The sequence below is a fragment of the Streptomyces sp. NPDC101132 genome (assembly GCF_044759225.1).
In the GTDB taxonomy this organism is placed as follows: Bacteria; Actinomycetota; Actinomycetes; order Streptomycetales; family Streptomycetaceae; genus Streptomyces.
Genome location: NZ_JBIVYX010000007.1, coordinates 283,464 through 307,405, shown reverse-complemented (window position 1 = coordinate 307,405; position 23,942 = coordinate 283,464). Strand labels below are relative to the sequence as shown.

The following is a 23,942-nucleotide window of genomic DNA, read 5'->3' as shown; positions in this document are numbered from 1 at the left end:
GCAGTTCGGGGACGCCCATCAGCCGCAGGTGTGCGCTTGGAGAGACTGAGCCCTTCACGCGTGCTATTGCGGAGTCGCTTCACGCGGCTGCTTCGCGTCGGGACTGTCCTGGAGGCATGTGCCAGATCCAGCGCGTAGGGCGCTTGCCGACTCCGTATGCCGCAACGGCGCCCGGGCGTTCGGTTCGGTTCGATTCGGTTCCCATACTCGACGGGTGCACCGGCGCGCGGCGCCGGGGGCTGAGAAAGGCCGCGGCCGTCTTGCCGCTGCGGCCTCGGGTCTCGTGGGTGGTCAGGACGCCCTGAACAGCTCGTTCTGGCGGTCGACGTACGGCTGGAAGAGTGCTGCGGGCCAGTTGGGGTCGATGTCCGAGACGCGCTCGATCACCTTCCACACGCCCTTCCGGCGCTCGAAGCGATCCTGGTAAGTGCCGCTCGACACCACCCCTTCGCCATCCTGCTTCCAGTTGACGCGCCAGCGCCATGACACGGTGGCGACGTCCCCCGCGCCGGTGATCTCGAACCATCCGACCTCGTGGAACCACTTCTCCAGCGGGAACACGCTGTGCGCGTAGTCGTAGAGGTTCTTCAGCTCGTCGCGGCCGGTGAAGGTCTGGCTGCGCAGGTCGTGAACGGTGAAGGTGGCCTCGGGCCAGTACAGGTCCACGTACTTGTCGGCGGACTCGCGGCTCGCGTCGTTGTCGATGCAGCGCTGGTGGAGTGTGAGCTGTTCGAAGATCTCGAACCGGTCCGTGGCGGTGAGAGGCCTTGGCTCTGTCATGTGCTTGCTCTTTCAGATCGAGGGGTTGCCGGGTTGAGCCGAGGTGGTCGGCGTCACAGGGCTGCGCACGCTTCGTCGCGGGTCACGGCCTTGCCGAGCGCCCCGTACTCGTGGAGGTCGCCGAAGACCTCGATGCGGATCGACTCGTCGATGCCTCCCACCTTGACGGGGTCGAAGCCCGCGGCCGTGATCAGTTCGGCCACCACCCGGCCGGCTGCGTCGTCATCGGTCGCGTAGAAGCCGACTGCGCGTTCGGGCGACCTGCGGGAGGCGGAGGTCAGGCTTCCGGCCGAGAGGGTGCCGAACGCCTTGACGAGCTTGGCGCCTTCTGGGAGGAGGTCTGCCAGGAGCCGGCCGGAGGATTCTCCGGCTCCGATGGTCTTGACGAAGCCGCCGGCACCGTCTGGTGCGATCGGGTTGGACGGGTCGACCAGGATCTTGCCGGACATTTTGCCGCCGTACCGGGTGATGAACTCCTTGATCGTGTCCAGCCAGACGGCGAAGACGATCACGTCTGCTTGCTCCATCACCTGCTCTACCGTCAGCGGCGTGGCGTGGCTGCCCAGCGAAGTGGCGAGGTACTGCGCGGCCTTGAGGTCGCTGCCAGCGATCAGGACGTCTTCGCCGCCCTGGACGAGGTTCGCGGCCAGTCGGCCGCCGATGTTGCCGGTGCCGATGATGGCTGTGGTCATGAGAGGCGTTCCTTCGGTACGGGACGAGGCGGGGTGTCGGGGTTGAGCCAGCGGCGTAGCACGCGGGTGACGGCGGGCATGGCCACGTAGGTCATCAGCACGCTGAACAGCAGGGCGAAGACGGCGGTTCGTGCCACCTGCGGCAGCACCGTCAAGGAGGGGGCCAGGTACACGCTGCCCAGCAGGGAGATCGGGAAGATTCCGATGGCGGAGCTCACCGCCGTCTTCCACCGGGGCGGAGGAGGCGCCGTCCCGCCGGGCTCGGCGAACCAGGCCTCAAGGCCGGCCAGTTCCCGGCGGGCGACCTCGTGGTGATGCTCCTGGTGTGTGAACAGCTTCTCTCTCACCGGAGACTTGAGCCAGCGTTCCAGCGCTTCGCGGTCCCGGAAACGGTGGACGACGACCCAGGAGCCGCCGTCATCCACCGGGCGGAAGAGGCCGCCGCCCAGGTTGCCGGGAATGGTGGCTGCTGCTGCCAGGACGTCCTGTGCCCACCGCTGAAACGCTTCCTCGTGGCCGTGCTCGACGATCCGGGCGGCGATCAGCGCCCTGTCTCCGCGTGAACTGAGGACGGTGCTCTCGGCCGGGGCGTTCACGGGGCTCCTGATGGGATGTGATGGCGGGGCCACGGCCGTTGTTCAGGCGCGGGGCGCGGCGTGGACGTAGTGCTTGGTCTCCTGGAACTCCTCCAGGCCGCGCACTCCGTTCAGGCGGCCCACACCGGACTGCTTGAAGCCGCCCTCCTCGAACATGTCGTGAACGATCGCCCAGGTGTTGGTCCACACCGTCCCGGCCTCGAGCTCGCGTCCCACACGCAGCGGACGGTCGACGTCGCGGGTCCAGATCGAGGCGGCCAGGCCGAACTCGGTGGCGTTGGCCCGGGTGACGGCCTCCGCCTCGGTGTCGAACACCTCGAAGGTGGCGACGGGTCCGAACACCTCCTGCTGCACGATCGGGGCGTTCAGGTCGGCGACCTCGACCAGGGAGGGCGAAAGGAACGCTCCGTCGCGTCGGCCGTGTACGAGGACCTTGGCGTACGTGGCAGCGTCGGCGACGACGCCCTCGACGCGCCGGGCATTGTGCTCGTCGATGAGCGGGCCCATCCCGCTGGCCGGATCGTCTCCGGGGCCGACCTTCACGGCCTGCAGCGAGGCGACCATGCGGCGCCGGAGCTCGTCCGCGATGCCGCTCTGGACCAGGATGCGACTGCCGGTCATGCAGAACTGGCCGGTGAAGGTGGTGATGGCCTTCGTGAGGACCGGGACGGCGGCGTCCAGGTCCGCATCGTCGAAGACGATCATCGGGCTCTTACCGCCGAGTTCCAGGGAGAGAGCCTTGAGGGTGGGCGCGGCGTTCGCGGCGATGAGGCGGCCCACCACGGTGGAGCCGGTGTAACTGATGACGTCCACATCCGGCGAGCTGATCAGCAGTGGCGCACCATCGTTGCCCGACTCGGTGAAGATGTTCACCACGCCCGCCGGGAGGCTCTCGGTCTGCGCGACGAGTTCGCTGAGCAGACCGTTGACGAGACCGGTCTGGCCCGGAAGCTTCATGACCACGGTACAGCCGGCGGCCAGGGCAGGGGCGAAGGAGCGGACGGCCAGGACGACGGGGGAGTTCCAGGGTGCGATGACGGCGGCGACCCCCGCGCCCTCGCGGAGCGTCATGGAGTAGAGGCCTGGACGGACCTCGGCCGAGCTGCCGTGGTCGCTCAGGGCGAGCGCGGCGTAGTAGCGGAGCTTGGGGATCGTGAGATCGATCTCGAAGGCGGCCTCTTCGAGGATCTTGCCGTTCTCACGGGCGAGCATCGTGACGAACTCGTCACGGCGCTCGGCCAAGCGGTCGGCCATCTCGAAGAGCGCCCGGGCGCGCAGGTTGCGGTCACGCGACCAGCCGGTGGTGTCGAAGGCACGACGCGCGGCGGCGATCGCTACTGTCGCCTCCTCCGCTCCTGCGTCGGCGAAGGTGCCGAGGACCGTGCCGGTGGAGGGGTTCAGGGACTCGGTCTGCTTGGCCGAGTCGACCCACTGGCCGTCGATGAAGTTGCGGGCGTGCTGCATGGTGATGGGTCCTTGCATGTGTGAGGTGCAGGCTCCGGCGTGGGGGAGCGTGCGGGCGGTTCCGGTGGGCGATGAGGTCCCGTCAGCGCGGGGCGGGGGTCCCACGAGCTCGGCGAGTAGAGCTGCTCGTCGGTCGACAACCCCGACTGCTTCGACATTACGGCGGTGTCTGCCTCGCGAAATCGGTCACGGTATCGGTCATGACGACCGGGGGGACCTCGGTGGGGTGCCCAGGCCGGCCCCGCCAGGGCGGGGCCGGCGACGGTGCGGGTCAGGCGATGCCGACCAGGGACTTGCGCTCGGTCAGCAGAACCAGCTCCGCCAGCAGAGCCTTCAGGAGGCTCTCGGTGAAGTCGTCCCCGGCGAAGGTGCCGTCGGCGGCGAAGCGCTGGTGGGACTGGAAGACGGTGACCTCGGGATGGGCGACGACAGGAGTCTGGATGCGGTGGAGGATCTGGCGCAGGACCAGCTGGCCACGGGCGGTGCCGAACTGGGATGGGGAGGCGCCGAGGATGGCGGTCGGCTTGTCGCGCAGTACCGGGTCGCCGTCGGCGGGACGGGAGAGCCAATCGAGGGCGTTCATGAGCACACCGGGGATGGCGGAGTTGTACTCGGGCGTGGCGATGATGACGCCGTCCGCCTCGCGTACGCGTCGGCGCAGATCTGCGACGGCGGCCGGTCCCGCCCCGTTCTCCAGGTCCTGGGTGAAGAAGGGGAGGGTGTCCAGGCCCTGGTAGAGGTCGATGGTGACGCCGGTCGGTGCGAGTGCCTGCAGGGCGCGCAGAAGGCCGGTGTTGTGGGAGGACCGGCGGAGGCTGCCGGAGATGGCGAGGAACGTCTTGACGGGCATTGAGGTGATCCGATCGGTGGTGCCTGGAGGTGGGAGCGGGCCCTGCGCTGATCGGCGGGGGCCCGTTCGGAAGAGAAGAGCTGGCCGGTGGCGGTGCGGCGGTGTCAGCGAGTGGCTCGGTACGCCTGCTTGACGAGGTTCGTGACCGCGTCGGGGCGGCTGACCATGACGGCGTGCGAGCCGTTGACCTCGGTGATACGGGCGCCGGCACGCTTGGCCATGAAGCGTTCCAGAGACGGGCCGATCGCCTGGTCGTTCCTGGCGACCAGAGCCCACGACGGGATGCCCTTCCACGCCGCGTTCTTGAGCGGCTGACCGAAAGCCTCCGCCGCGATCGGCCGCTGGGAGGCGGCCATCAGAGCGGATGTCGCGGCCGGGACGTCGGCCGCGAAGGCGGCGTGGAACCTGGCGGGATCGAGCATGACCTCGGTGGCGTTGGTGCCGTCGGGCCGGGTGAACGGGAATGGCGCCGTCGGCAGGGGCGGGACCCCCGTGTCGGGATGCTGCTCCATCAGCCCGCCGAGCGACTCGCCTTTCTCCGGGATGAACGCGGCGATGTACACGAGTGCCTTGACGTCGGGGATGGCGGTGGCCGCGTTGGTGATGACGGCGCCGCCGTACGAATGGCCGACAAGGATCTTGGGGCCCTTGACGCTCTGGAGCTGGCTCTGCAGGTAGGCCGCGTCGTAGTCCGGGCCCCGCAGGGGGTTGGCCACCGCCCGTACCGTGAAGCCCTGGTCGCGCAGTCTGGCGGCGGTGCCGTTCCAGCCCGAGGCGTCGGCGAAGGCCCCGTGAACCAGGACGACGGTGGGCTTGGGCGCCGCCCTGTCCGCGCCGAGGTCCGCGTCGGAATCCGCGTCCGCGAATGCGAGGGGCAGGGAGGCCACGGAGGCGGCCGCCACGACGGCGGATGCGGCGGCGAGGGTGACGGAGCGGCGAGTCCGCTTCTGCTTGCTCACGTGATTCCTTATGGGGTGTGTGCGGCAAGAGCCGCATCGGAGGTGGCCGTGCGCCGGGTCAGCGCGATCGGCCCGGTCGTGTGGAGGCTGTGGACGGGCGGTGCGTCCGGCGGAACGCGCGGACGTGCTGTCATCGCCGTGGCGGTGCGGGGCATGGGTGCCGAGGCGGAGCCGCCTCGGTGCGGGCGATGACGATCCACAGGAGGGCCGAGCAGACCCAGGCGACCGAGCCGAACACGAGTGGGCCCGCTACGGTCCCCTCGCGGCCGGCGCCTGTCGCGGCGGCCGCCACGGCCGGGAGAAGCGCTGTCCACGCCAAAGGCCGGGGCATGCTCGGTCTGCTGCCGGGGCGCAGGAAGCGGTGGGCGGCACGGTAGCCCGCGCAGGCCAGGAGTGTTGCGCCGAACACGTCGCTCGGCCGGTGCCAGTAAAGTGCCTGGACCGCTCCGGCGGTCAACGCGAGCCAGGCGGCACCGACGGCGGCGAGGGCGGGCCGCCAGCGCTCCGGGGCGACGAGCGCGACACCTGCGACGAGGGCGGCGGTGAGTGCCACGTGGCCGCTCGGAAAGCTCACCTCGACGAGGTTGTCGTCCGCCCCCACGAGGTCCGGGCGGATGAGGAGAACGTTCTTGAGCACCTGTGACGCGGCGATGGTGGCGAGGACGGTCACGATCGCCGTACAGCCGGCGAGCCAACGCCTCCGGGCGAGGGCGATGGAGGCGATCGCGGTCAGGCCCACGGCGATGGTCTCCAGGTCCTGGATCAGTGGCGGAGGCCCCCAGGACTGGGAGGCGTCGGCCATCCACGCACCGTCGGCGTAGCCGACCACCAGTGCGTTCTCCGCCCGCTGTCCGAACGGCGTCCATACCGCGACGAGGTAGACGGCAGCGAATGCCAGGAGAGGTCCCGACACGGCCCTGACAGCGGCGACGGGGGCACGTGAGAAGGCTGTGGGACGGGAGACGGCGGTCTTGCACGGTCGTGCCATGGTGGTTTCCGGATTCGCTGGTGGGACTGCTCCGCTGTGGTGTCGAGGAGCCGTCCGGTAGTTGGGGAACGGTCGCCTGCGGGCGGAGTGGATCCGCCCTCGCGCATGGGGATCAGCCGTCACCGGGTCTGGGGCTGGGCGGCCAGCAGCCGGGCTCGCTCGTCGCGCTCGGCGACGGTGCGGGCGCGGTTCCTGCGCATCTGGTGCAGCGCTCTGGTGCGGGCTTCGACGCCGAGGCGGTCGAGGTACAGGGTTCCGTTGGTGTGGTCTGTCTCGTGCTGGAGGCAGCGTGCCAGCAGGCCGGTGCCATGGACGGTGACGGCGTTTCCCTCCCAGTCCTGCCCGTGCACGGTGGCCTCCGTCAGGCGCCTCAGCTCCTGCTGGGCGCCGGGGACGGACAGGCAGCCTTCACCACGCGTACTCCAGATGTCACCGGCGAGCCGGAGCTCGGGGTTGAGGATGTGGCCGATACGCCGAGTGCCTTCCTCGTCCGGGCAGTCGTAGACGAAGAGCCTGAGGTCGACGCCTACTTGGTTGGCCGCCAGACCGGCTCCGTGAGCGGCGTGCATCGTGAAGTACATGTCCCGCAGCAGTCGGGCCAGATACGGCGTCCCGAACTCCACCACGTCGGCACAGCGCCGGTGAAGCACGGGATCGCCGGTCTCGGTGATCGGCCGGTAGGCACCGCCCATCGCCTCTGGCGGCAGTGAACGGTCGACGGCTGAGCGCTTGAACGGGGAGCTGGGCATGCGGGTGAGTACCTCTGTGATGGGGAAAGGCCGGGCGGAGCAGGACGACGTGTAATCGGGAGCGGGCGTACCGGGCGGCAGTTGATGATCGCGGCCGGCGCCGCCACCCAGGCGTGGTGGCTGTAGAGTCCGCCCACGACGAATCCGCCGCCGTGGAAGTAGACGATCCCTGCAGGCATCGGCCCGGCTTTCCTCTGCCGTACGGCTCGTAGACCCGTACGGGAAGGGCGCCGCCTGAGGTGTCGAGCCCGTGGTCGGTGGTGGTCCCGGTCTCCGGCGCGGGGCCGGCCAGGGCCGCGACGGCCGGATCGGTTCGGGCGGCTTCCACGTTGGGCGGAAGCTCGTCGCCTCCTCCGGAGGCTGCGTGCAGGGCCAGGGCACGCCGGGTGTGGGAATACCAGTTCATGAGCTGGGTGCGCCGGGCGACGGTTACGCGTGGTGGGTGAGGACGGCTTTGACCGCTGTGCCGGCCTGGATGTCGGCGACGGCCTGGTTGATCTCGGCCAGCGGGTAGGTGCTGATGAGGCGGTCCAAGGGGAAGCGGCCCTGGCGGTGCAGTTCCAGCAGGCGGGGGATGAGGACGCCCGGGGCCTGGTGGCCCATCACGGAGCCCGTGACGGTGCGGCCCTTGAGGAGTTCGAAGGCGTTCGCGTTGAGGTCGGCGTCCAGGGCGGCCACTCCCAGGACGGCGGCTGTGCCGAGCGGCGCGAGGACCGCGACGGCGGTGTTCATCACGGGAATGACACCCGTTGACTCCACGCTGTAGTCCACCCCGCGGCCGTTCGTGAGGTCCATGACGGCCTGGGCGGCGTCAGCGGTCGCGGCGTCCACCACGTCGGTGGCGCCCAGCTGCTTGGCGAGCAGGAGTCGTTCGGGCTTGCGGTCGACCGCGATGACGCGGGTGGCGCCCGCTGCGACGGCGGCCATCAGGGCGGCCAGGCCGACGGTGCCGAGACCGAAGACCGCCACCGTGCTCGCTGCCCGGACCTGGAGGGAGTTGAGGACCGCTCCTGCGCCGGTGATGATCCCGCAGCCGAGCGGGGCCAGCGTGCTCAGCGGCAGGCTGTCGTCCGCGATCCTGACCAGGCTCCGGGGGTGGGCCAGGCCGTGCGAGGCGAAGGAGGACTGGCCGAAGAAGTGGTCGTGGACGGGGCGGGCCGCCACGTCACGCAGGCCGACCGTGCCGTCCGGGCGGCGGGCATGGAAGTTGAGCGGGATGTGCTGCTCGCAGTAGGCCGGTTGGCCCGCCAGGCAGTTGCGGCAGGTGCCGCACGAGTCCAGGCTCAGTACGACGCGGTCGCCGGGTGCGAAACCGGTCACGGCCGCGCCGACTGCCTCTACGGTGCCGGCGCCCTCGTGTCCCAGAACGACCGGGTGCGGAGTGGGAAGGTGGCCTGCGGCCGCCTCCAGGTCCGTGTGGCAGATTCCGACGGCCTCGTAACGGACCAGGATCTCGTCCGGGCGCGGGTCGTCGAGCGTCAATTCCTCGATGAGGAATTCCGAACCGGCGTTTCGGGACACGGCGGCAGTGACCGAGGTGGGCATGGCGATGTGCTCGCATTCTCAGGCTCAGGAGTGCGGTCCCGGTATGAGTCCGGGTACCGCGGGAGGGACCGGCAGGGGTGGTGAGGGCCGGTGAGGCGGAGCGGGGCCGCACCACCCCTGCTGTGATCGACTAGCGCGCGGAGCGGCCGAGCACCAGGTCGGCGGCCTTCTCGCCGATCATGATGCTGGGGGCGTTGGTGTTCCCGCTGGGCTCGTGCGGCATGACGGAGGCGTCGGCGACGCGGAGGTTCTCCACGCCGTGGACCCGCAGTTCCGGGTCGACGACGGACAGGGAGTCCAGACCCATCCGGGCGGTGCCGATCTGGTGGTGCCCGGAGACGACCGTGGCACGGACGTGGTCGCGCAGCCGGGCACGGGTCGCCGTCCCGGGACCGGGCAGCACCTCGCCGTCGTTCCATTCCTTGAGCGCGCCCTGTGCGGCGATGTCGCGGAGCATTTCGAGGTTGTCGACCAGCGTCTCCAGATCGCGAGGATCGGAGAACACCTTCGGGTCCAGGACCAGCGGGGCCGTCGGGTCGGTGGAGCGCAGCCGTACCTCTCCGCGGCTGTGCGGGTGCAGCAGCTGGCCCACGGCGGAGAAGCCGTGCTCCGGCAGGTCGGCTCCGGGTACGGGGTAGGCGAACGACAGGAAGAGCGGCTGGACGTCGGGCGCAGGCAGGCCCGGACGGGTCGAGGCGAAGTAGTGGGCCTCCAGGCCCTGTGCCGACCATGCCGGCAGCGGCTGCCTGGACTTCCAGACCAGCGGAGCCGACCAGTGGTCCTGCAGGTTCTGACCCACCCCCGGCAGGTCCGCCCGCACCCGCAGCCCGAGGTCACGCAGGTGGTCGGCGGGGCCGATGCCCGACAGCATCAGCAGCTGAGGGGTGCCGAAGACGCCGCCGGAAAGGACCACGTCGTCCACGGCCCGGGCGATCCGCTCCTCGCCGTCGACGGCGTAGGCGATGCCGGTCGCGCGGTCGCCGTCGAACACGATCCGGGTCACCAGGGCGCCGGTGGTCACGGTGAGCAGAGGACTGTCCTGCACCGGGCGGCCGTAGGCCACCCACGTCGACTGGCGGCGGTGGTGCTTGATGGTGTGCTCGGTGTAGCTCACTCCGTACTGGTCGCCGCTGTTGTAGCTGTCGTTGAACGGCAGACCGTACTGCTGGGCCGCCTCGACCCACGACCGCACCAGTGCGTCGGGCCCGGGGTTGCGCTGGACGTGTAGCGGTCCGGCCGTTCCGCGCCCTCCTGCCGCACCTCCCTCGAAAGCCTCCAGTCGGCGGAAGTAGGGCTCGACGTCCTGCCAGGACCAGCCCGCCGCACCCTGGTACGCCCAGGAGTCGTAGTCCGCCGCGGCGCCCCGGACGTAGATCATGCCGTTGAACGAGCTGGAACCGCCCAGTCCCTTGCCGCGCGGCCAGGGGAGCCGGCGGCCGTCCGCGTAGGTCTGCGGCTCGGTCTGGAAAGCCCAGTCCCAGGCGCTGTTCCACAGCTGGATCGAGCCGGTGGGGTCGTGGATGGCCTCGGTGTCGTCCACGGGGCCCGCCTCCAGGAGGAGGACCCTGCGGCCCGCGTCCACCAGGCGCCGTGCGATCACCGCGCCGGCCGAACCGGCGCCCACGACGATGTTGTCGAACTCGTTGGTGCTCATTGCTGTCCTCTTGTTTCAGGAATGCCTGTCGGACCGGGTCAGGGAGCCGTCGGCCGGACCTGTCCGGTCGGCACGGCACCACTGGGTCCGTGCGGGGCGCGCGCCGCATCCGTCACGTGATCCGTCGCTCGGCCTGCGGTGGCCGGGCCCGGTCGGAGACCGGACTACGGCCGGCCACGCCAGGGGAGCGGCCGTAGTCCGGCGCCGGCTCAGATCTGACGGGCGATGTGCTCCGCCGCGGCGATGACCGTGAGGTTCGTGGCGGCGGAGGGGACGTCGGGGAAGATCGATGCGTCGACCACCCGCAGGCCGGGCACTCCGCGCACCGCGCCGAGCCGGTCTGCGACGGCCGCCGGGTCGCCCTCGCCTCCCATCGGAGCCGTGGACGTCGGGTGGTGGTACGTGTCCAGGGTGGTCAGTACGGAGGCCAGGATCTCGGTGTCGTCCTTCGCCTGAGGGCCAGGGTTGAGCTCACGCTCGACCAACCCGGCCAGAGGTTCGGTGGCCCCGAGCCGGCGGGCGAGCTTGACGCCTTCGAGGAGCCGGCGGCGGTCCTCCGGTTCGGCGAGGAAATTGAGGTCGATCCTGGGAGCCTCCGCCGGATCCCTGCTGACCAGGGTGAGGGTGCCACGGGACCGGGGGCGGACCAGGGCGACGGCGAGCACGAAGCCGACACCGGTCGGGCTCGTGGAGTGGTCGAACAGGTGCGTCGCGGTAATGTGGAGATCCAGTTCGCCCGCGGCTGCGGTCGAGCTGGCCGTCCACGACTTGGCGCCGATCACAGGCGTCTGCTCGCCGATCAGATCGGGATCGGCGGCGTAGGCGTTGTAGTAGAAGGGGTGGTCCTGGAGGTTCAGGCCCACCGGGAGATCGGCGATCACCGGAATGTCCAGCGCGCGCAGGTCGTCTGCCGGACCTATGCCGGATCGCAGCAGGATCGCCGCGCTGCCGTAGGCGCCCGCGCTGAGGATCACCTCGGCGGCGCGCAGTTCGGTGCCGTCGGCGAGGAGCACGCCCGTCGCGCTCGCGCCGTCGAAGAGCACGCGGTCGACGAGGACGCCGGCACGGATCGTCAGGTTGGACCGGGAACGGACTTCCTCGGTCAGGTAGGCCATGCCGGTGTTCACGCGCACGCCGTCGCGCGCGTTCATCGGGTACGGTCCCACGCCGTGCGGGTCGGCGCCGTTGAAGTCGTCGGTGGGCCGGATGCCGTCGGCCAGCGCAGCGTCGACGAAGGCGCGCTGCATGGTGCTGAGGTCGTCGCGCGTGAGTTGGGAGACGGGGAGCGGACCCGAGCGGCCGTGCAGTTCGTCGTCGCCGGCTTCGGTGGCCTCCAGCGTCTTGAACGCGGGCAGGAGGTCCTCGTAGGTCCACCCCTTGAGACCGCGCTCCGACCAGCGGGCGAAGTCCGAGGGCAGGGATCGCACCGCGACGGAGCCGTTCACAGCCGAGCTGCCACCGAGGACCTTGCCGCGGAAGGCGTCGACGGGGTGGCCGATGAATCCGGGCTCGGACCGGTAGCCCCAGTCGTGCCCGGTCCAGCCGCCGAGCGTGCCGCTGTCGGCCACCCCTGCGGGGTAGGCGTCCGGTGCGTAGGCGGGGCCGGCCTCCAGCAGGAGCACGCGGCGGTCGGGGCTCTCGGTGAGGCGGGTCGCGAGGACGGCTCCGGCGGAGCCGCCTCCGACGACGATGGTGGTGAAGGCTGCGTCGTTCATGCCGACGACGCTATGCAGGTGCGCGCGTCCCGGCATCGGTCACCGTATCCGTCAGATGAGCGGCGACCGGCCGTGCTCTCACGCGATCATCCGCAGCCCGTTGTCGAAATCGACGCGGGCCAGCTCCGAGCGGGCAACGACCCCAAGTTTCGGGAACACGTTGGACAGGTGGTGGCCCACGGTGCGGGGACTGATCATCAGGTGGCAGGCGATCTCCTTGTTGGTGAGGCCCCCTGCGGCGAGCTTGGCCACCCGCAGCTCCTGAGGTGTCAGCACGGACTCCTCGGCCACGCCGACGGGCCTCGGCTGGAACCCTGTCAGCTCCATTTCACTGCGTGCCCGTACGAGCATCGGCTGGGCGCCGAGTCGGGCGAAGGTCTCGGCGGCCTCGGCGAGATGCAGCCGTGCCTCGGTGCGCCGCTTCGCACGGCGCAGCCACTCCCCGTAGAGCAGACGGGTGCGGGAGTGCCAGAACGGCCGGTCGGCGGCCCCGGGCACGCGGAGCGCCCGCTCGAACCACTCCTCTGCCCGGTCGCCGCTGAGCAACGCCGTGCTGCGGTGCGCCGCAGCAACGGCCCAGGGCACGCCCGCGCGCCGGGCCCAGGAACCGAGGATTTCGGCGGCGGCCTCGCCGACCTCTGGACGACCGGCCCGGACGGCCGCTTCCACCGTGTCGGCAGCGGCGAGCAGCGCGAAGGTGCCGTGGGCCGCGTCATGACCGGGTTCGGTCAGCCGGACCAGGAATTCGAGCGCCTCTTCGGCGCGCCCGGCGAACAGGGCGGCCTGGCCCTGGTTCCAGTAGGCGGCGGCGGTCAGCGCACGCACGCGCCGTGGCACCGACAGCTGCAGGGTGACAGCGCTGAGTTCGGCAACCTCCTTTTCGTCACCGCTCAGTGCGGCCAGCCAGCCCAGGGAGTTGCGGCACTGCGAGGCGGCGTGGTCGGCGCCTATCTCCTCGGCCAGCCGCAGTGTCTCGGTGGCGCTGGCGCGGGCCTGGCTCCAGCGACCCGTGATGATGTCCAGGGTGGCTGTCTGCGGCACCGTCAGGACGAGGGCGTTCGTCGCGTCCGTGCAACGCATCACCTCCAGTTTGCGGCCGAGCACGTCGGAGACCGCCCGCTCGGCACCCCACGCCGCGGCGAGCGGTGCGGGTGGCATCAACCGCCATGACACCGTGCCAAGAGGAGCCGTGACGTCCTCCGCGAAGGGCGGCACCGCTTCGGCGTCGCTCCACCACGGAGCGAGAGCGGACAGGACGCTCGCCTCCGGCGTGTCCGCCCCGCACGTCAGCTCCGACAACCGGCGCAAAGCCGCGGCTTGCCGGTCGGGGGATCCCGCGGCCCAGCCGGCCCGCACCGCCAGGCAGGCCAGTTCCATGGCCCTGGTACGGTCCGACACCGAACTCGCGTCGCGCAGCAACAGTCGGTGCGCGACTTCCTGGTCACCGTGAGCGAACTCGATGAGGCCGCTCAGACCGCCGCTGTCCTCCGCCACTGTCTGCGTGGGCGCCAGCCGACCCGCCTGGTCCAGCAGATCCCGAGCCCTGGCCATCTGCCCGCACTCCCAGGCCGCGAGGGCCCCGAGGGACAAGCGGCGGGCCGCGTTCACGGGGTCGGGCGACAGCTCGGAGGCCCGGAGCAGCGCTCGGACAGCCGATGCGTTGCCGCCGGAGGCCGCGTCATGGCGTGCGGTGCGTTCCAGCAGTTCCGCCACCGCTTCGTCGGCCACGTCGGTGGCCGCTGCCAGGTGCCAGGCCCGCAGTCCCTCCTCGGCGGCGTCCCGCTCGAGTGCCTGGGCCAGGGCCCTGTGGGCCGCCTGGCGTTCGGCGAAGGAGGCCGCGTCGTACACGACGGCTCCGACCAGCGGTGCCTTGAACCGGAGCGAGGCGCCCTGGAGGGAGAGAAACCCCGACCGCAGTACCTCGTCCCAGGCCGCCGCGCCGGCCCCGAGCGTCGCCGCCGCGGCGCGCACCAGGTGCTGATCGCCGCGGTCCTCCGCGGCCGCGGCGAGCATCAGAGACCGAGCACCGGGGGAGAGCAGCGAGGTGCGGCTCCCGAAGGCGCGGCGCAGTAGGGGGCCGACGGGAAGCCGCGCCCCCGGGCCGGCCGTGAGGGTCGGCAGTTCCCGGAGTGCCAGCGGGTTTCCGCAGGCGGCCGCGACGGTACGGCGCACGGTCTCCTCGGGTGCCGTCGGACGTTCGGTGCGGACCAGCCGCTCCGCGTCGGCGTCACAGATCGGGGCCAGGCCGATCGCTCGCAGGCCCTCCCAGGGGCCTTCGGCCGCCGGATCGCTGTGGGCTGCGAGCAGCATGGCCACCCGTGATGTGTCCAGCCGTCGGGCGACGAAGGCCAGGCACGCCGCAGTCGGCTCGTCCAACTGGTCCGTGTCGTCCACGGTGATCAGCAAGGGTTCCTCAGCCGCGAGCTCTGTCAGCAAGGTGAGGGTCGCCACGCCGATCAGGAATTGGTCGGTCGCGTGCTGGGTGTGTCCCAGGGCCCCGCGAAGCGCGTCGGCCTGCGGCTTCGGAAGCGTGCCGATCCGGTCGACCAGTGGCCACAGCAGCCCGTGCAGGGCGGCGAAGGCCAGTCTGGACTCCATCCGGCTGCCCCGGCAGCCCAGGACGGTGAAGCCGGTCGTTTGTGCGGCGGCGTACTCGAGCAACGCCGTCTTTCCGATGCCTGGATCTCCCCAAAGTACGAGGGCCGATCCGTTTCCCCGCCGTGCCTCCTCCAGAAGTCGGTCGAGCTCCTGCCGCTCTCGATCCCGTCCGTACAGATTCACTTCCGTGCTCCCCGCTTCTTCCCCGTACATCACACGTGCTTCCCCTCGCGAGCGAAGAGGAGGTCGCAGTTTCATGTGCGACCGATACGGTGACCGATGCGCCCGTCCGGCCGGGCCGCCTACCGTCACCGCCATGAGCAGTCATTCCTTCGAAGACGGCGCCCGGCTCGCCGACCAGGTCGCCTCGGCGACCGGCGCCGACCCGAGCGACCGTCTCCTGCACACCCGAGGCGCCTGGGCGGCGGGTGCCTTCACTCCGTCGGAGATCGCCGCCTCCCTGAGTGCGGCTGAGATCTTCGCCGTGTCCAGGACCCCTGCCACGGTCCGCTTCTCCAGCACACTCGGAGGCGCACACGGACACGACGGGGACCCGTCGGACCACGGCATGGCCGCCCGGATCGGCGACCTCGACCTCGTGATGTTCACCCTCCCGGTCTTCTTCGCACGCACCGGCGCGGACATGGTCGAGTTCCTCCGGGCCGCCAACTCCCCGGACCCGGCGTCGGCCGTACCCGCGTACGTGGCCCGCCACCCCGAGGCGGCCGTCGCCCTCGACCTGGCCCGGCAAGCCCGCCCTGCAGCGAGCTTCACGGGCCTGACGTACCACTCGGTGCATGCGTTCGGCCTGCTGGACCCGACCGGTACGACCCTGTGGGCCCGGCTGAGCTGGCGACCGCTCCGCGCGGCGCAGCCGCTGACCCCCGAGGAGTCCCGCAGCCGGCCGCGGGACTATCTCCGTGCCGGGCTGCACGCCGAACTGCCTGCTCGCTTCGCCCTCGTGGCCCACCTCCCGGCCGCCCAGGACGAGGTACACGACCCCACCCGTCCGTGGTCCTCGGAGCAGTCGGTGACGCTGGGCACCCTGACCCTCGAACGGGCGGAGGTCCCCGCCTCGGAGCCCGGTTTCGATCCGCTGCGCCTGCCGCAGGGCATCGCCGCCCCACTCGACCGGCTGGCGAGAGACCGCAGCGCCGCCTACCTGGCTGCGCAGCGCCGCCGACGCGGCTGAACCGATGGGCCGCCCCTGCTGCACGACTCCCGTCGTACTGCTCCCTCATGGCCGTGGTCTCGGCCGACGACATCGCAAGGTTCATGGGAGGACTCTTGCAGCCCGTTCTCAACGCACTCTCAACGTCCTCCGAACAACGCTGTGTCGACGTGGGGTGACTCAGCCGACACGGGGCAGGTCGCGCAGGACGCTGTCGATCTCGGCAGTGAGGAGTGTCAGGCCACGGGGCTCGGACAGCGCGCGAGCCTCCAGCAGGAGTGCGCGGGCCCGCCCGTGGTCGTCGTGGTCGGCGCGGGCACGGGCGAGGTCGATGAGGGCCGCGGTCAGCTCGGTGACTGCCTCGCTGCCCCGCAGGTGGCCGACGGCCTGTTCCAGCAGGGGCAGGGTGCTGTCGTCACCTGACGTCAGTGCGACGGCCCGCCAGGCGCGACCGAGCGTCACGGGGGTGTCCCACCGCTGCGCGAGGGCCAGTTCGGCCGCCGCCAGCTCCCTGGCGCGCTCGCGTTCACCGGTCTTGAGCAGCTCCATGGCGGCGGAGCTGCGCCAGGCGAGGTACCCGGGATTGTGCAGACCCCAGGCAGAATTGCGGCGACCACAGTCGAGGAAACAGGCAGCTGCCTGGTGTGCCTGCCCGCGCGCGGAGTGGAGCAGGCCGCGTACCCACTTCACCACCGGTAGTTCCCACGTCTCGGTGTTGGCGTGCTCCGTCGCGCTGTCGAGCCACTTCTCGGCCTCGTCCGCCCGGCCGAGACCCAGGAGGGCCTGGGCGTACTGGGCGACCAGTGCGGCCGGGCGGCGCGGCACCTGCTCCAGGGACAGTCCGGCCACGGGGGCGCACGTCTCGAGTGCCCGCAGGTAGTCCCCGCCCCGCATGTGGACCTCGGAACGCATGATGCGTCGGTAGATATCCATCGTCCCGAAGTAGCGGTCCTCGTGGAGGTCGCTCAACTGTCCGGCGAGAGCGAACTGCCCGGCCCATTTCGCGATGTGCGTCAGAACGCCCACCACTTCGCGCGGCAGTTTCTCCCACGCCCCGTCCTGGTGGCACTCCGCGGGGAAACGGGACATCGCTTCCGCGGCGCTGTACCGCACCTGGTACGTGTCCTCCCAGGTGAGGACGGCATTCGTCACCAGGTCGTCGGCCCGGTCCCCTGACGCTCGCGCCGCACGCAGCCGCTCGATATGTACGGCCCAGCTTTCGGGGGTCAGCGCGGCCACCATCCAAGCAGAAGCACGAGCGGCCTCCGCCGAGGCCGGATCGAGCGGTTCGGTCTCGGCGATCACCTCGTCCATGAGGGTGAGTGCGGCTCTGGCGCGACGGTTGGATGCCATCGTCCAGGCCAGGGGGATCAGAGCGGTCGGTTCCCTCCGCGCGGCACGTTGTTCCTCGAGTGCCTCGTGGAGATGGGTCAGCGAAGCGGTGGGGTTCACCCACAGCTCCAGCTGACCGAGCTGGACGAGCACGGCGGCGCGCTGGTCGGGGCCGGCGATGCGGAGCGCCGCCTGGAGGTGGTGGAGGGCCTCCCGGACCGCGTGCTGCCGAAGGCATTCGTCGGCCGCTTCCACCAGGACGCTCGTCCACGGGGACCACTGGGTGCCCGTCAGCGCGTCCAGGTACCGGGCGGCCTGTCGGGCGCTGTGCCCTGAGCTCAGGGAGTAACGCGCGGCTGCCACCCGGAGCCGGCTGTCCTCGTCCGGCGAGCAGAGCCAGCGCAGGGTGTTGGGCACCAGGGGGTGCCGGAAGCGGGCGGGGGCGGCCGTGGACAGGATGCCGATCGCCGTCAGGCGTTCGCACCGGGCCTGAATCTCGGCCACGGTCTCCTGGCACACCTCCGCGAGTACGTCGGGCGTCGGCTGAAACTCGTGCAGGACCGCGATCGCCCGGAGCAATTGCGCCCGGTCGTCCGTGTAGTTGTCCAGCATCAGCGCCAGCGCCCGCTTGAAGCGGACGTCCGGGGTGTGCTCGGGCACGCGCCGCAGGTCGGCGTCGGGCAGGGCACACAGGTCCGCGATCAGCGCGACGACGAGCTTGGGGATGCCGGCCGTCGCTTCATGGACACTCCTGGCGAACTCCTGCAGGTGAGGAGCGTCCACCCGAGCCGCCGCGAGCTCGGCGATCCCGGATCGGGTGAGCCTGCCGAGGTGCAGAGTCGCCGAGGAGACGTTTCCCAGGTCCAGAGTCCGCCGGTACGCCTCCGGGTCCCATGGGCGGTCCTCCACCGCCAGCACCAAGAGGACGCGTGTGGCACGCAACCGCTGTGCCACCAGCGTGAGGACCTTCATCGAGCGCTCGTCGATGCACAGGACATCGTCCACCAGGAGGACCAACGGGGCCCCTGCGGCACTGTCGACCAGAAGGGCCGTCACCTGCTCCGCCAGCCGGTGGTCCGTGACGTGGGCCTGAAGAGCGGACGAATCCGCACGACCGTCACCTGCTCCGCGACCGATGCCGCCCAGAATCGCGTTGAGCAGACCGAGGGGCGCGTCGGCGACGGAAGGAGTCCTCGGCAGGTTGAGCCGCCGCGCAGCCGGTACCAGGCGAGCGGCTTCATCCAGGAAACGCGATTTGCCGTGCCCGTAGATGCCGGACACGAGGGCCAAGCCGCCCTCGGCGACTGCCGCCCGCTCGGCGAGCGTCACGATCGCGGCGAGCTGGTCCTCTCGCTCCACCAATCGAGCGGCCTCGGCGGAGGGCTTCGTTGCCGGCGGAAGCACAGCGGGGGCCGTGGCGGTCACGATGACGGGCGACGTCTCCTCGTACGCGCCGGACGGCGACCCGGACAGGATCCGGCCGTGGAGGGCGCGCAGCTCAGGGCCAGGATCGACCCCCAGCTCGTCGATCAGGAGCCGCCGGGTCCGTGTGTAGACCTCCAGTGCGTCGGACTGCCGGCCGGCCAGATGCAGTGCGCGCATCAAGAGGGCACGCGGGCGTTCGCGCAAAGGGTGCTCGGCCGTCAGCACCCTCAGCTGGTCGATCACGGAGTCGTGCCGGCCGAGCGCGATCTCGACGTCGAGACTGTCCTCCAGGACGGCCAGACGGCGCTCTGTCAAGGTCGCCCGCCACATGGCGGCATACGGGCCGGGTATACCGGCCAGGGGTTCGCCACGGTACAGCCGCAGTGCTCGGTCGTAGAGCTGCTCGGCCTTCTGCCACTCGGAGTGCTCGCGTGCATGGTTGCCCTCGGCGACCACGTGCTCGAACTCGCCCAGGTCCGTCTGATCGTCCTCGATGCGCAGCTGGTAGCCGCCGTGCCCCGACAGCAGCACGGTACCGGCAGACCTCGGTCTTCGCTCCGGCTCCAGCACTCGGCGCAGTCCGGCCACATGCGTCTGGATCACCCCGACACCACTCGCCGGCGCGGAGTCCTCGTAGAGGGCGGCGAGCAGGCTCTGGGTGGACACCCACTGGCGGCGCCGGAACGCCAGCGCGCACAGCACCGCTCTCCGCTGAGGGGGCCCCAGAGGCAGCCGCCGGTCGCCCTGCAGCGCTTCGACACCACTGAGGAAGGTGAATCGGACCTCCGCGATCGACGCAGGCCCCCTCTCCGGCGAATCCCCCACATTATCCTCCGAAGCCATCCGATAAGCGAAGAGACGCATCTTACCTGGCGCATGCCACCTGACCTGGTCAGATGCCATCCTCGCAGAACCGGCGGCGAGGGCTCGACTGCCCTTCCGGAGCCCTGTGCCGGTACCGGAGGCACGCGGTTTCCCGCCCTGTCCGCCGGGCTTGTGCAGCCGCCATCGTGAGGTGCCCACCGAGCAGCTGAACATGGCGCAGTGCGCCGCGGGATTTCGGTGGCGTAGAGCCCTGAGTGCCGAGCGGTCGGGCATCGGAGACCGCGCGTAGCGCCCGTCATGCACGTAATGCACTTTGGTCTTGTGTCCGTTTCGCGGTCTGCGCGCAGCTGACCTGCGATTTTCCTTAACGTGTTTTGCATGGATCTGTTTCTTGTGACCCACCACGTGGAGTGCGTCGCGATCCTGGAGCCGATCCGCGACGACGCCTGACCTGCCGGGCCGGGCTGTCAGCGACGGAGTCCGGCCGGTCAGGAGCCGGGTGTCGGAGGGGTGCTCCTGCCGATTCAGGACAGCGCACGGGAGGGGGTTCGCGGGCTGGGGCTGAGCGGCCGGCCTTGCGCCAGGACCAGGCGGACCCTGCGCAGGGCGCTCAGGTCGGTGAGTGGGTCGCCCTCGACGACGAGGAGGTCGGCGCGGTGGCCGGGGGTGAGGCGGCCGGTGTCGTGGGCGATACCCAGGACCGTGGCCGCTCCTGCCGTGGCCAGATCGATGATCTCGGCCGGCGTCATTCCGATGTGTTCGAAGAACTCCAGGCTGGAGACGAAGCCGTCGAAGACCGCGCGGGGAACGCCGGCGTCGGTTCCGGGCAGGAGCGGTACGCCGTTCTCCGCCATCCACCGGATCCGCCCGAACATCTCCTCGGCCCGTTCCGGACCGAAGCGCTCGGCGAAGCCCCGCCAGTCGGGACTGGCCGCGGGGCAGACCGCGATGCCCTGGCCGACCATGGCCGCCACCAGATCCTTGCGTACGTCGAAGCCGTCGGGTGCCATCCAGGTGCAGTGCTCGATGCTGTCGACTCCTGCTGCCACGGCGGCCGCGATGCCCTCCGTACCGTGCGCGTGGGCGGCCACCGGAAGCCCGGCCCTGCGGGCCTCCTCCACGACGACGCTCATCTCGCGCGGAGTGAACTGGGCCTGCCAGACGGGTGGTCCGCCCTTGGTGATGCCGCCTCCGGTGGCCATCACCTTGATGAGGTCGACACCGCTCGCCGCATTGCGCCGTACCGCGGCGCGGATCGCGGCTTCGCCTTCGACCTCCCCGCCGAGGAACCAGCAGTGGCCGCCGGGTGCGGTCAGCGGCGTGCCGGCGGCGAGGATGCGCGGGCCGGGCAGCCGGCCCGCCGCGATCTCGTTCCGCAGGCGGACGGCCAGCCCTCCTCGGTCGCCGAGATCGCGTACGGTCGTCACCCCCGTCGCGAGGAGCTGCTCCGCGCGCGTCGCCATCCCCGCGTAGAGCTCGGCGTCGGAAGCGGTGCGCAGGGTCTCCACGGGATCGGAACCGGCGTCGAGCGCGAGGTGGACGTGGGCGTCGATGAGCCCGGGCAGCAATGTGCCGTCGGGGAAGTGGAGGCGGGGAACGGCGGGTTCGACCCGCGCCTCGACCTCCGTACGCGGACCGGCGGCCACGATCACGCCACGCTCGACGTGCACGGCCCCGTCGAGGACCACCCTCCCGCCGGGGGCGGCGACCATCCGCCCCGCCGAAATCACGGTGTTCATCATGAGCCTTCCTGGTGGGTGCGCAGTGCGTCCGAGAGTGCCACGAGCTGCCGCACGTCGTCGTCGAGGTCATTTCCTCCGGGCAGGGCCACGGCAATGGCTCGTCCGGGTACCGGTGCTCCCGCCCTGTACGCGGCCAGCGCCTCGCGAAGGTGTACCGCTGCTCGTCCTGGTGGGAGTGGGGCGGAGGGTTCCATCGGGGCCTCCAGCTGTGCCAGGTAGGGGCTGATCCGTACGAGACCGTCCCGGCACTCGATCGCTCGCCGGTAATGCCGGCGGTGAACCCCCCGGACGCGGAACGCGTCACGCCAGCCTGCAGTCGGCGTGCGCTGGAGTGAGTCCTCCGGGAAGGCCTCGTGCAGGGCCGTCCACAGCGGTGCCAGCCGCCGGTACATCCGACGCCGATGCGCCCACAGCCGGATGGCCATCCACCGCGTGGCGGCCGCGGGATACAGAATCCCGGTGACGAAGAGCGGGATCGCGATGTCCAGCAGGAGCTTCGCACCGACTGTGGGGGTTGCCGGCACGGAGCCGCCGGCCCAGCGCATCAGGGTCAGCATCTCGCGAAGCGACCCCATCAGCACCATGGCGGTCAACGCGGCTGCCACCAACCGCAACCCCGTGCGCAACGGGCCGTTCGACACCCGTATGTAGCGCCATGTCCAGCACAGCGCCAAGGCCAGCCCGTAGACGAGGTACAGACCTGCCGCCAGGTAGAAGAGCGCGACTCCCGGTTCGCGCATGTTCGCCGTCGCGTACGTGTGGGCGCGTTCTGGTCCCGGTGTGAGGGCCATGGCCAAGGTGGCGATTCCGATGGCGGATGCCAGGGGTACGAGTTCCCACCGTGCGCGCCTATTGCCCGCCGTCCGATCCGATGCCGAATAGAGGTAGACGCATTGCAGGAAGTAGACAAGCAGGAGCAGCAGTGCGTTCTGCAGCAGCTTCGCGATTCCGCCAGTGGTGAGTGAATCGACGTACCGTGCAACTGACTTGAGCCCGAGAGGGAATGACAGCGAGCCGCAGAGGATGCATAGCGCTACCGAGCGGAGGACCCTGTCGGAGGGCGCCTTGGCCAGCTGCCTCATCTTCCAGGACAGCGCCAGCAGGAGAATTCCACCGAGTAGTGAGGACAGCACCACGGCTATAACCACCCCAGTCTGTCACCCAGTGCGGAATGGATGCGTCGAGCCGACTGATCGCCCCCTGTCTTCGGGGTCACGCGGTTCAGCACGGAGGCCCATTCCAGGATGATGGTAGCGACCAGCTCGGCTTCCCGTTCCCGGTCGTCGTCGTACGAGGTTCGTCGCAGTGCTCGCTTGATGACGTCGACGGAGAGCTCCGGGGCCAGCGACTGCAAGAACTCGTCATCCATTTCGTCGCTCTGATGGCCTGCCAGAATGTGGCCGACCTCATGCAGGATGATGTGATCCTGATGCGCCCTGCTGGTTTCCCTCTGGTAGAAGATGTAGTCCGCCGATTTGCCGGCGATCCACACGCCGTACGCTCCGGGAACGGGCAGCGGGTAGTCGATCAATCGGATGGGGCGCCGCCTGTGTTCTCCCCATACCTGGCAGAAGGTCGGCACGTGAAGTGGTGGCTGGATGTCGAGGGACTGGAGAGTGCGCCTGCAGTGGCGTCTCAGCTCTCGCTCTTTCAAGGCTCTCTCCGCTCGCGTTGCCAGGGTGCGACCCCATCCAACAGCGCGAATCTGCATGCGGCCAGCGGAGAATCAGTCAATCACGAGGATGGATTTCCCGTTCCGCCTGCTCCAGGCGATAGACGACATCGAGCAGGTCCATCACCTGCTTCCGATGCTCGGGCGACAATTGGCCGGCTCGCATGGCCATCAGTTTCACGTCGCTGCTCTTGGATGCCTCGTGGAGGCGGGCTTGCTCGGCGGCGAGGGCCTCAAGCTGTTGCGTGATACGGTCTGCCGCCTCGTCCTCGACGAAGTAGGCGGTCGGCACGCCGAAGAACCCAGCCAATGCCTGAAGGTGCTTGAGCGTCGGGTTGTTCTTTCGCCCGTTGCGGAGCTGCCAGATGTAGCTCTGGGAGATCGAGACGTCTGCAGTCGACTGCCGGATGGCGGCGGCGACGTACTCGTTGCTGTACTCGTGATGCGGATCGGGACGGACCGTCGCGAAGAGCTGGTTCAGCCTGTCGGCCAGACTCTGCCCTGCCTTGTCGTCCATGTCCCCTCCGGCCCTCACCGGTCTCCACCCGTGTCAACAGTGATCCTGCCAGTTCCGTGACATGAGTTGAAGGGCGTAGGTCGTCAAGTTATCGTCCCCCTCACGTAAGTTCCACTGGTGTGAAGACCCACCGCTCACTGGGTCTTCACCTGAGTTGTGGCAGCGATGAGGCCTTACGACTCGCCCGCCAGCGGTTCTTTCCGTCCTCAGGCACAGGGGGAGGCACGTCGTCATGCGACCGAGATCAACGATGCCCGAGTGGGTACCGGCTCTGCACCGCGTCAGCCGGCTCGGCAGCAGAGAACTCCAGGTGTTCCGGCTACTTGCGGACGGGGCCAGCAACGCCGAGATCGCCGCCGCACTGGTGGTGACGGAGCGGACGGTACGCGCCCACACCGGCAGCATCCTTTCGAAGTTGGAACTCCAGTCACGCCTGAAGGTGTGTCTGACCGCGTTCGCATACACGCAAAGACTGGCTCTGAAGCCAATGGGCGTGGGGCCGCAGGGGGGTCAGAGTGGAGTCATCACAGCACGGGAGGAGGTGAATGAGATGAAGAAGTTCTACGAGGCCCCTGCTCTGATCGAACGCGGCGCGTTCGCGGCTGCAACGGCCGGATTCGGCCGGCTCCTCGCCGACCAGCTGGTCGGCCGACTGATCCCGTAACCGC

The 23,942-nt window shown here is 70.0% G+C and carries 19 protein-coding genes; 2 read left to right on the top strand and 17 right to left on the bottom strand.

Going from position 1 to position 23,942, the window contains the following annotated elements; all coding sequences use genetic code 11:
• Positions 1 to 291: 291 nt before the first annotated feature.
• The 12 genes from ACIQUR_RS18620 to ACIQUR_RS18565 form a co-directional block, all read right to left on the bottom strand.
• Complete coding sequence (locus ACIQUR_RS18620) at positions 292 to 780, bottom strand: nuclear transport factor 2 family protein (protein ID WP_403665313.1); 489 nt, start codon at positions 778 to 780, stop codon at positions 292 to 294.
• Positions 781 to 833: 53 nt separating this feature from the next.
• A complete protein-coding gene (locus tag ACIQUR_RS18615) occupies positions 834 to 1,472 on the bottom strand; it encodes an NADPH-dependent F420 reductase (RefSeq protein ID WP_403665311.1) in 639 nt (212 codons plus the stop codon).
• On the bottom strand, positions 1,469 to 2,068 hold the full coding sequence (locus tag ACIQUR_RS18610) for an antibiotic biosynthesis monooxygenase (RefSeq protein WP_403665309.1): 600 nt from the start codon (positions 2,066 to 2,068) through the stop codon (positions 1,469 to 1,471). The genes ACIQUR_RS18615 and ACIQUR_RS18610 overlap by 4 nt, the downstream gene beginning before the upstream one ends.
• A 42-nt stretch (positions 2,069 to 2,110) precedes the next feature.
• Positions 2,111 to 3,532: an aldehyde dehydrogenase family protein gene (locus tag ACIQUR_RS18605; RefSeq protein ID WP_403665307.1), complete on the bottom strand. Its 1,422-nt coding sequence runs from the start codon at positions 3,530 to 3,532 to the stop codon at positions 2,111 to 2,113.
• A gap of 271 nt (positions 3,533 to 3,803) precedes the next feature.
• Entirely contained in the window at positions 3,804 to 4,382 is a 579-nt protein-coding gene (locus tag ACIQUR_RS18600; RefSeq protein ID WP_403665305.1) for an NADPH-dependent FMN reductase, read from the bottom strand.
• A gap of 104 nt (positions 4,383 to 4,486) precedes the next feature.
• The gene (locus ACIQUR_RS18595; RefSeq protein ID WP_403665303.1) at positions 4,487 to 5,341 is read right to left on the bottom strand and encodes an alpha/beta fold hydrolase; all 855 of its coding nucleotides are present in this window, start codon (positions 5,339 to 5,341) and stop codon (positions 4,487 to 4,489) included.
• Positions 5,342 to 5,471: 130 nt separating this feature from the next.
• Positions 5,472 to 6,254 carry a phosphatase PAP2 family protein gene (locus ACIQUR_RS18590; protein WP_403665301.1) on the bottom strand — a complete coding sequence of 261 codons (783 nt, stop codon included), beginning with the start codon at positions 6,252 to 6,254 and terminating at the stop codon, positions 5,472 to 5,474.
• 194 nt (positions 6,255 to 6,448) lie between these two features.
• Complete coding sequence (def, locus tag ACIQUR_RS18585) at positions 6,449 to 7,078, bottom strand: peptide deformylase (RefSeq protein ID WP_403665299.1); 630 nt, start codon at positions 7,076 to 7,078, stop codon at positions 6,449 to 6,451.
• A gap of 429 nt (positions 7,079 to 7,507) precedes the next feature.
• A complete protein-coding gene (locus tag ACIQUR_RS18580; RefSeq protein ID WP_403665297.1) occupies positions 7,508 to 8,599 on the bottom strand; it encodes an NAD(P)-dependent alcohol dehydrogenase in 1,092 nt (363 codons plus the stop codon).
• Between the two features lie 154 nt (positions 8,600 to 8,753).
• Entirely contained in the window at positions 8,754 to 10,277 is a 1,524-nt protein-coding gene (locus tag ACIQUR_RS18575) for a GMC family oxidoreductase (protein WP_403665295.1), read from the bottom strand.
• Between the two features lie 209 nt (positions 10,278 to 10,486).
• The gene (locus ACIQUR_RS18570; protein ID WP_403665293.1) at positions 10,487 to 11,992 is read right to left on the bottom strand and encodes a GMC family oxidoreductase; all 1,506 of its coding nucleotides are present in this window, start codon (positions 11,990 to 11,992) and stop codon (positions 10,487 to 10,489) included.
• 78 nt (positions 11,993 to 12,070) lie between these two features.
• The gene (locus ACIQUR_RS18565) at positions 12,071 to 14,773 is read right to left on the bottom strand and encodes an AAA family ATPase (protein WP_403665291.1); all 2,703 of its coding nucleotides are present in this window, start codon (positions 14,771 to 14,773) and stop codon (positions 12,071 to 12,073) included.
• A gap of 133 nt (positions 14,774 to 14,906) precedes the next feature.
• On the opposite strand from ACIQUR_RS18565, the gene ACIQUR_RS18560 reads away from it, so the two are divergent.
• Entirely contained in the window at positions 14,907 to 15,782 is an 876-nt protein-coding gene (locus tag ACIQUR_RS18560) for a catalase (RefSeq protein ID WP_403665289.1), read from the top strand.
• Between the two features lie 159 nt (positions 15,783 to 15,941).
• On the opposite strand, the gene ACIQUR_RS18555 is transcribed toward ACIQUR_RS18560, so the two are convergent.
• From ACIQUR_RS18555 to ACIQUR_RS18535, 5 genes are all read right to left on the bottom strand, one after another.
• Positions 15,942 to 19,361, bottom strand: a complete 3,420-nt coding sequence (locus ACIQUR_RS18555; protein WP_403665287.1) for a BTAD domain-containing putative transcriptional regulator — start codon at positions 19,359 to 19,361, stop codon at positions 15,942 to 15,944.
• Between the two features lie 506 nt (positions 19,362 to 19,867).
• A complete protein-coding gene (locus ACIQUR_RS18550; RefSeq protein ID WP_403665285.1) occupies positions 19,868 to 21,085 on the bottom strand; it encodes an amidohydrolase family protein in 1,218 nt (405 codons plus the stop codon).
• Positions 21,082 to 22,221 (bottom strand): MAB_1171c family putative transporter, encoded by a 1,140-nt coding sequence (locus tag ACIQUR_RS18545; protein ID WP_403665283.1) that lies wholly within the window; start codon positions 22,219 to 22,221, stop codon positions 21,082 to 21,084. The genes ACIQUR_RS18550 and ACIQUR_RS18545 overlap by 4 nt, the downstream gene beginning before the upstream one ends.
• A 2-nt stretch (positions 22,222 to 22,223) precedes the next feature.
• Positions 22,224 to 22,616, bottom strand: coding sequence for a hypothetical protein (locus tag ACIQUR_RS18540; protein WP_403665281.1), 393 nt, complete (start codon positions 22,614 to 22,616; stop codon positions 22,224 to 22,226).
• Positions 22,617 to 22,815: 199 nt separating this feature from the next.
• Positions 22,816 to 23,274: a helix-turn-helix domain-containing protein gene (locus ACIQUR_RS18535; RefSeq protein WP_403665279.1), complete on the bottom strand. Its 459-nt coding sequence runs from the start codon at positions 23,272 to 23,274 to the stop codon at positions 22,816 to 22,818.
• Between the two features lie 250 nt (positions 23,275 to 23,524).
• On the opposite strand from ACIQUR_RS18535, the gene ACIQUR_RS18530 reads away from it, so the two are divergent.
• Complete coding sequence (locus ACIQUR_RS18530; protein WP_403665277.1) at positions 23,525 to 23,938, top strand: response regulator transcription factor; 414 nt, start codon at positions 23,525 to 23,527, stop codon at positions 23,936 to 23,938.
• The last annotated feature ends 4 nt before the right edge of the window (positions 23,939 to 23,942 follow it).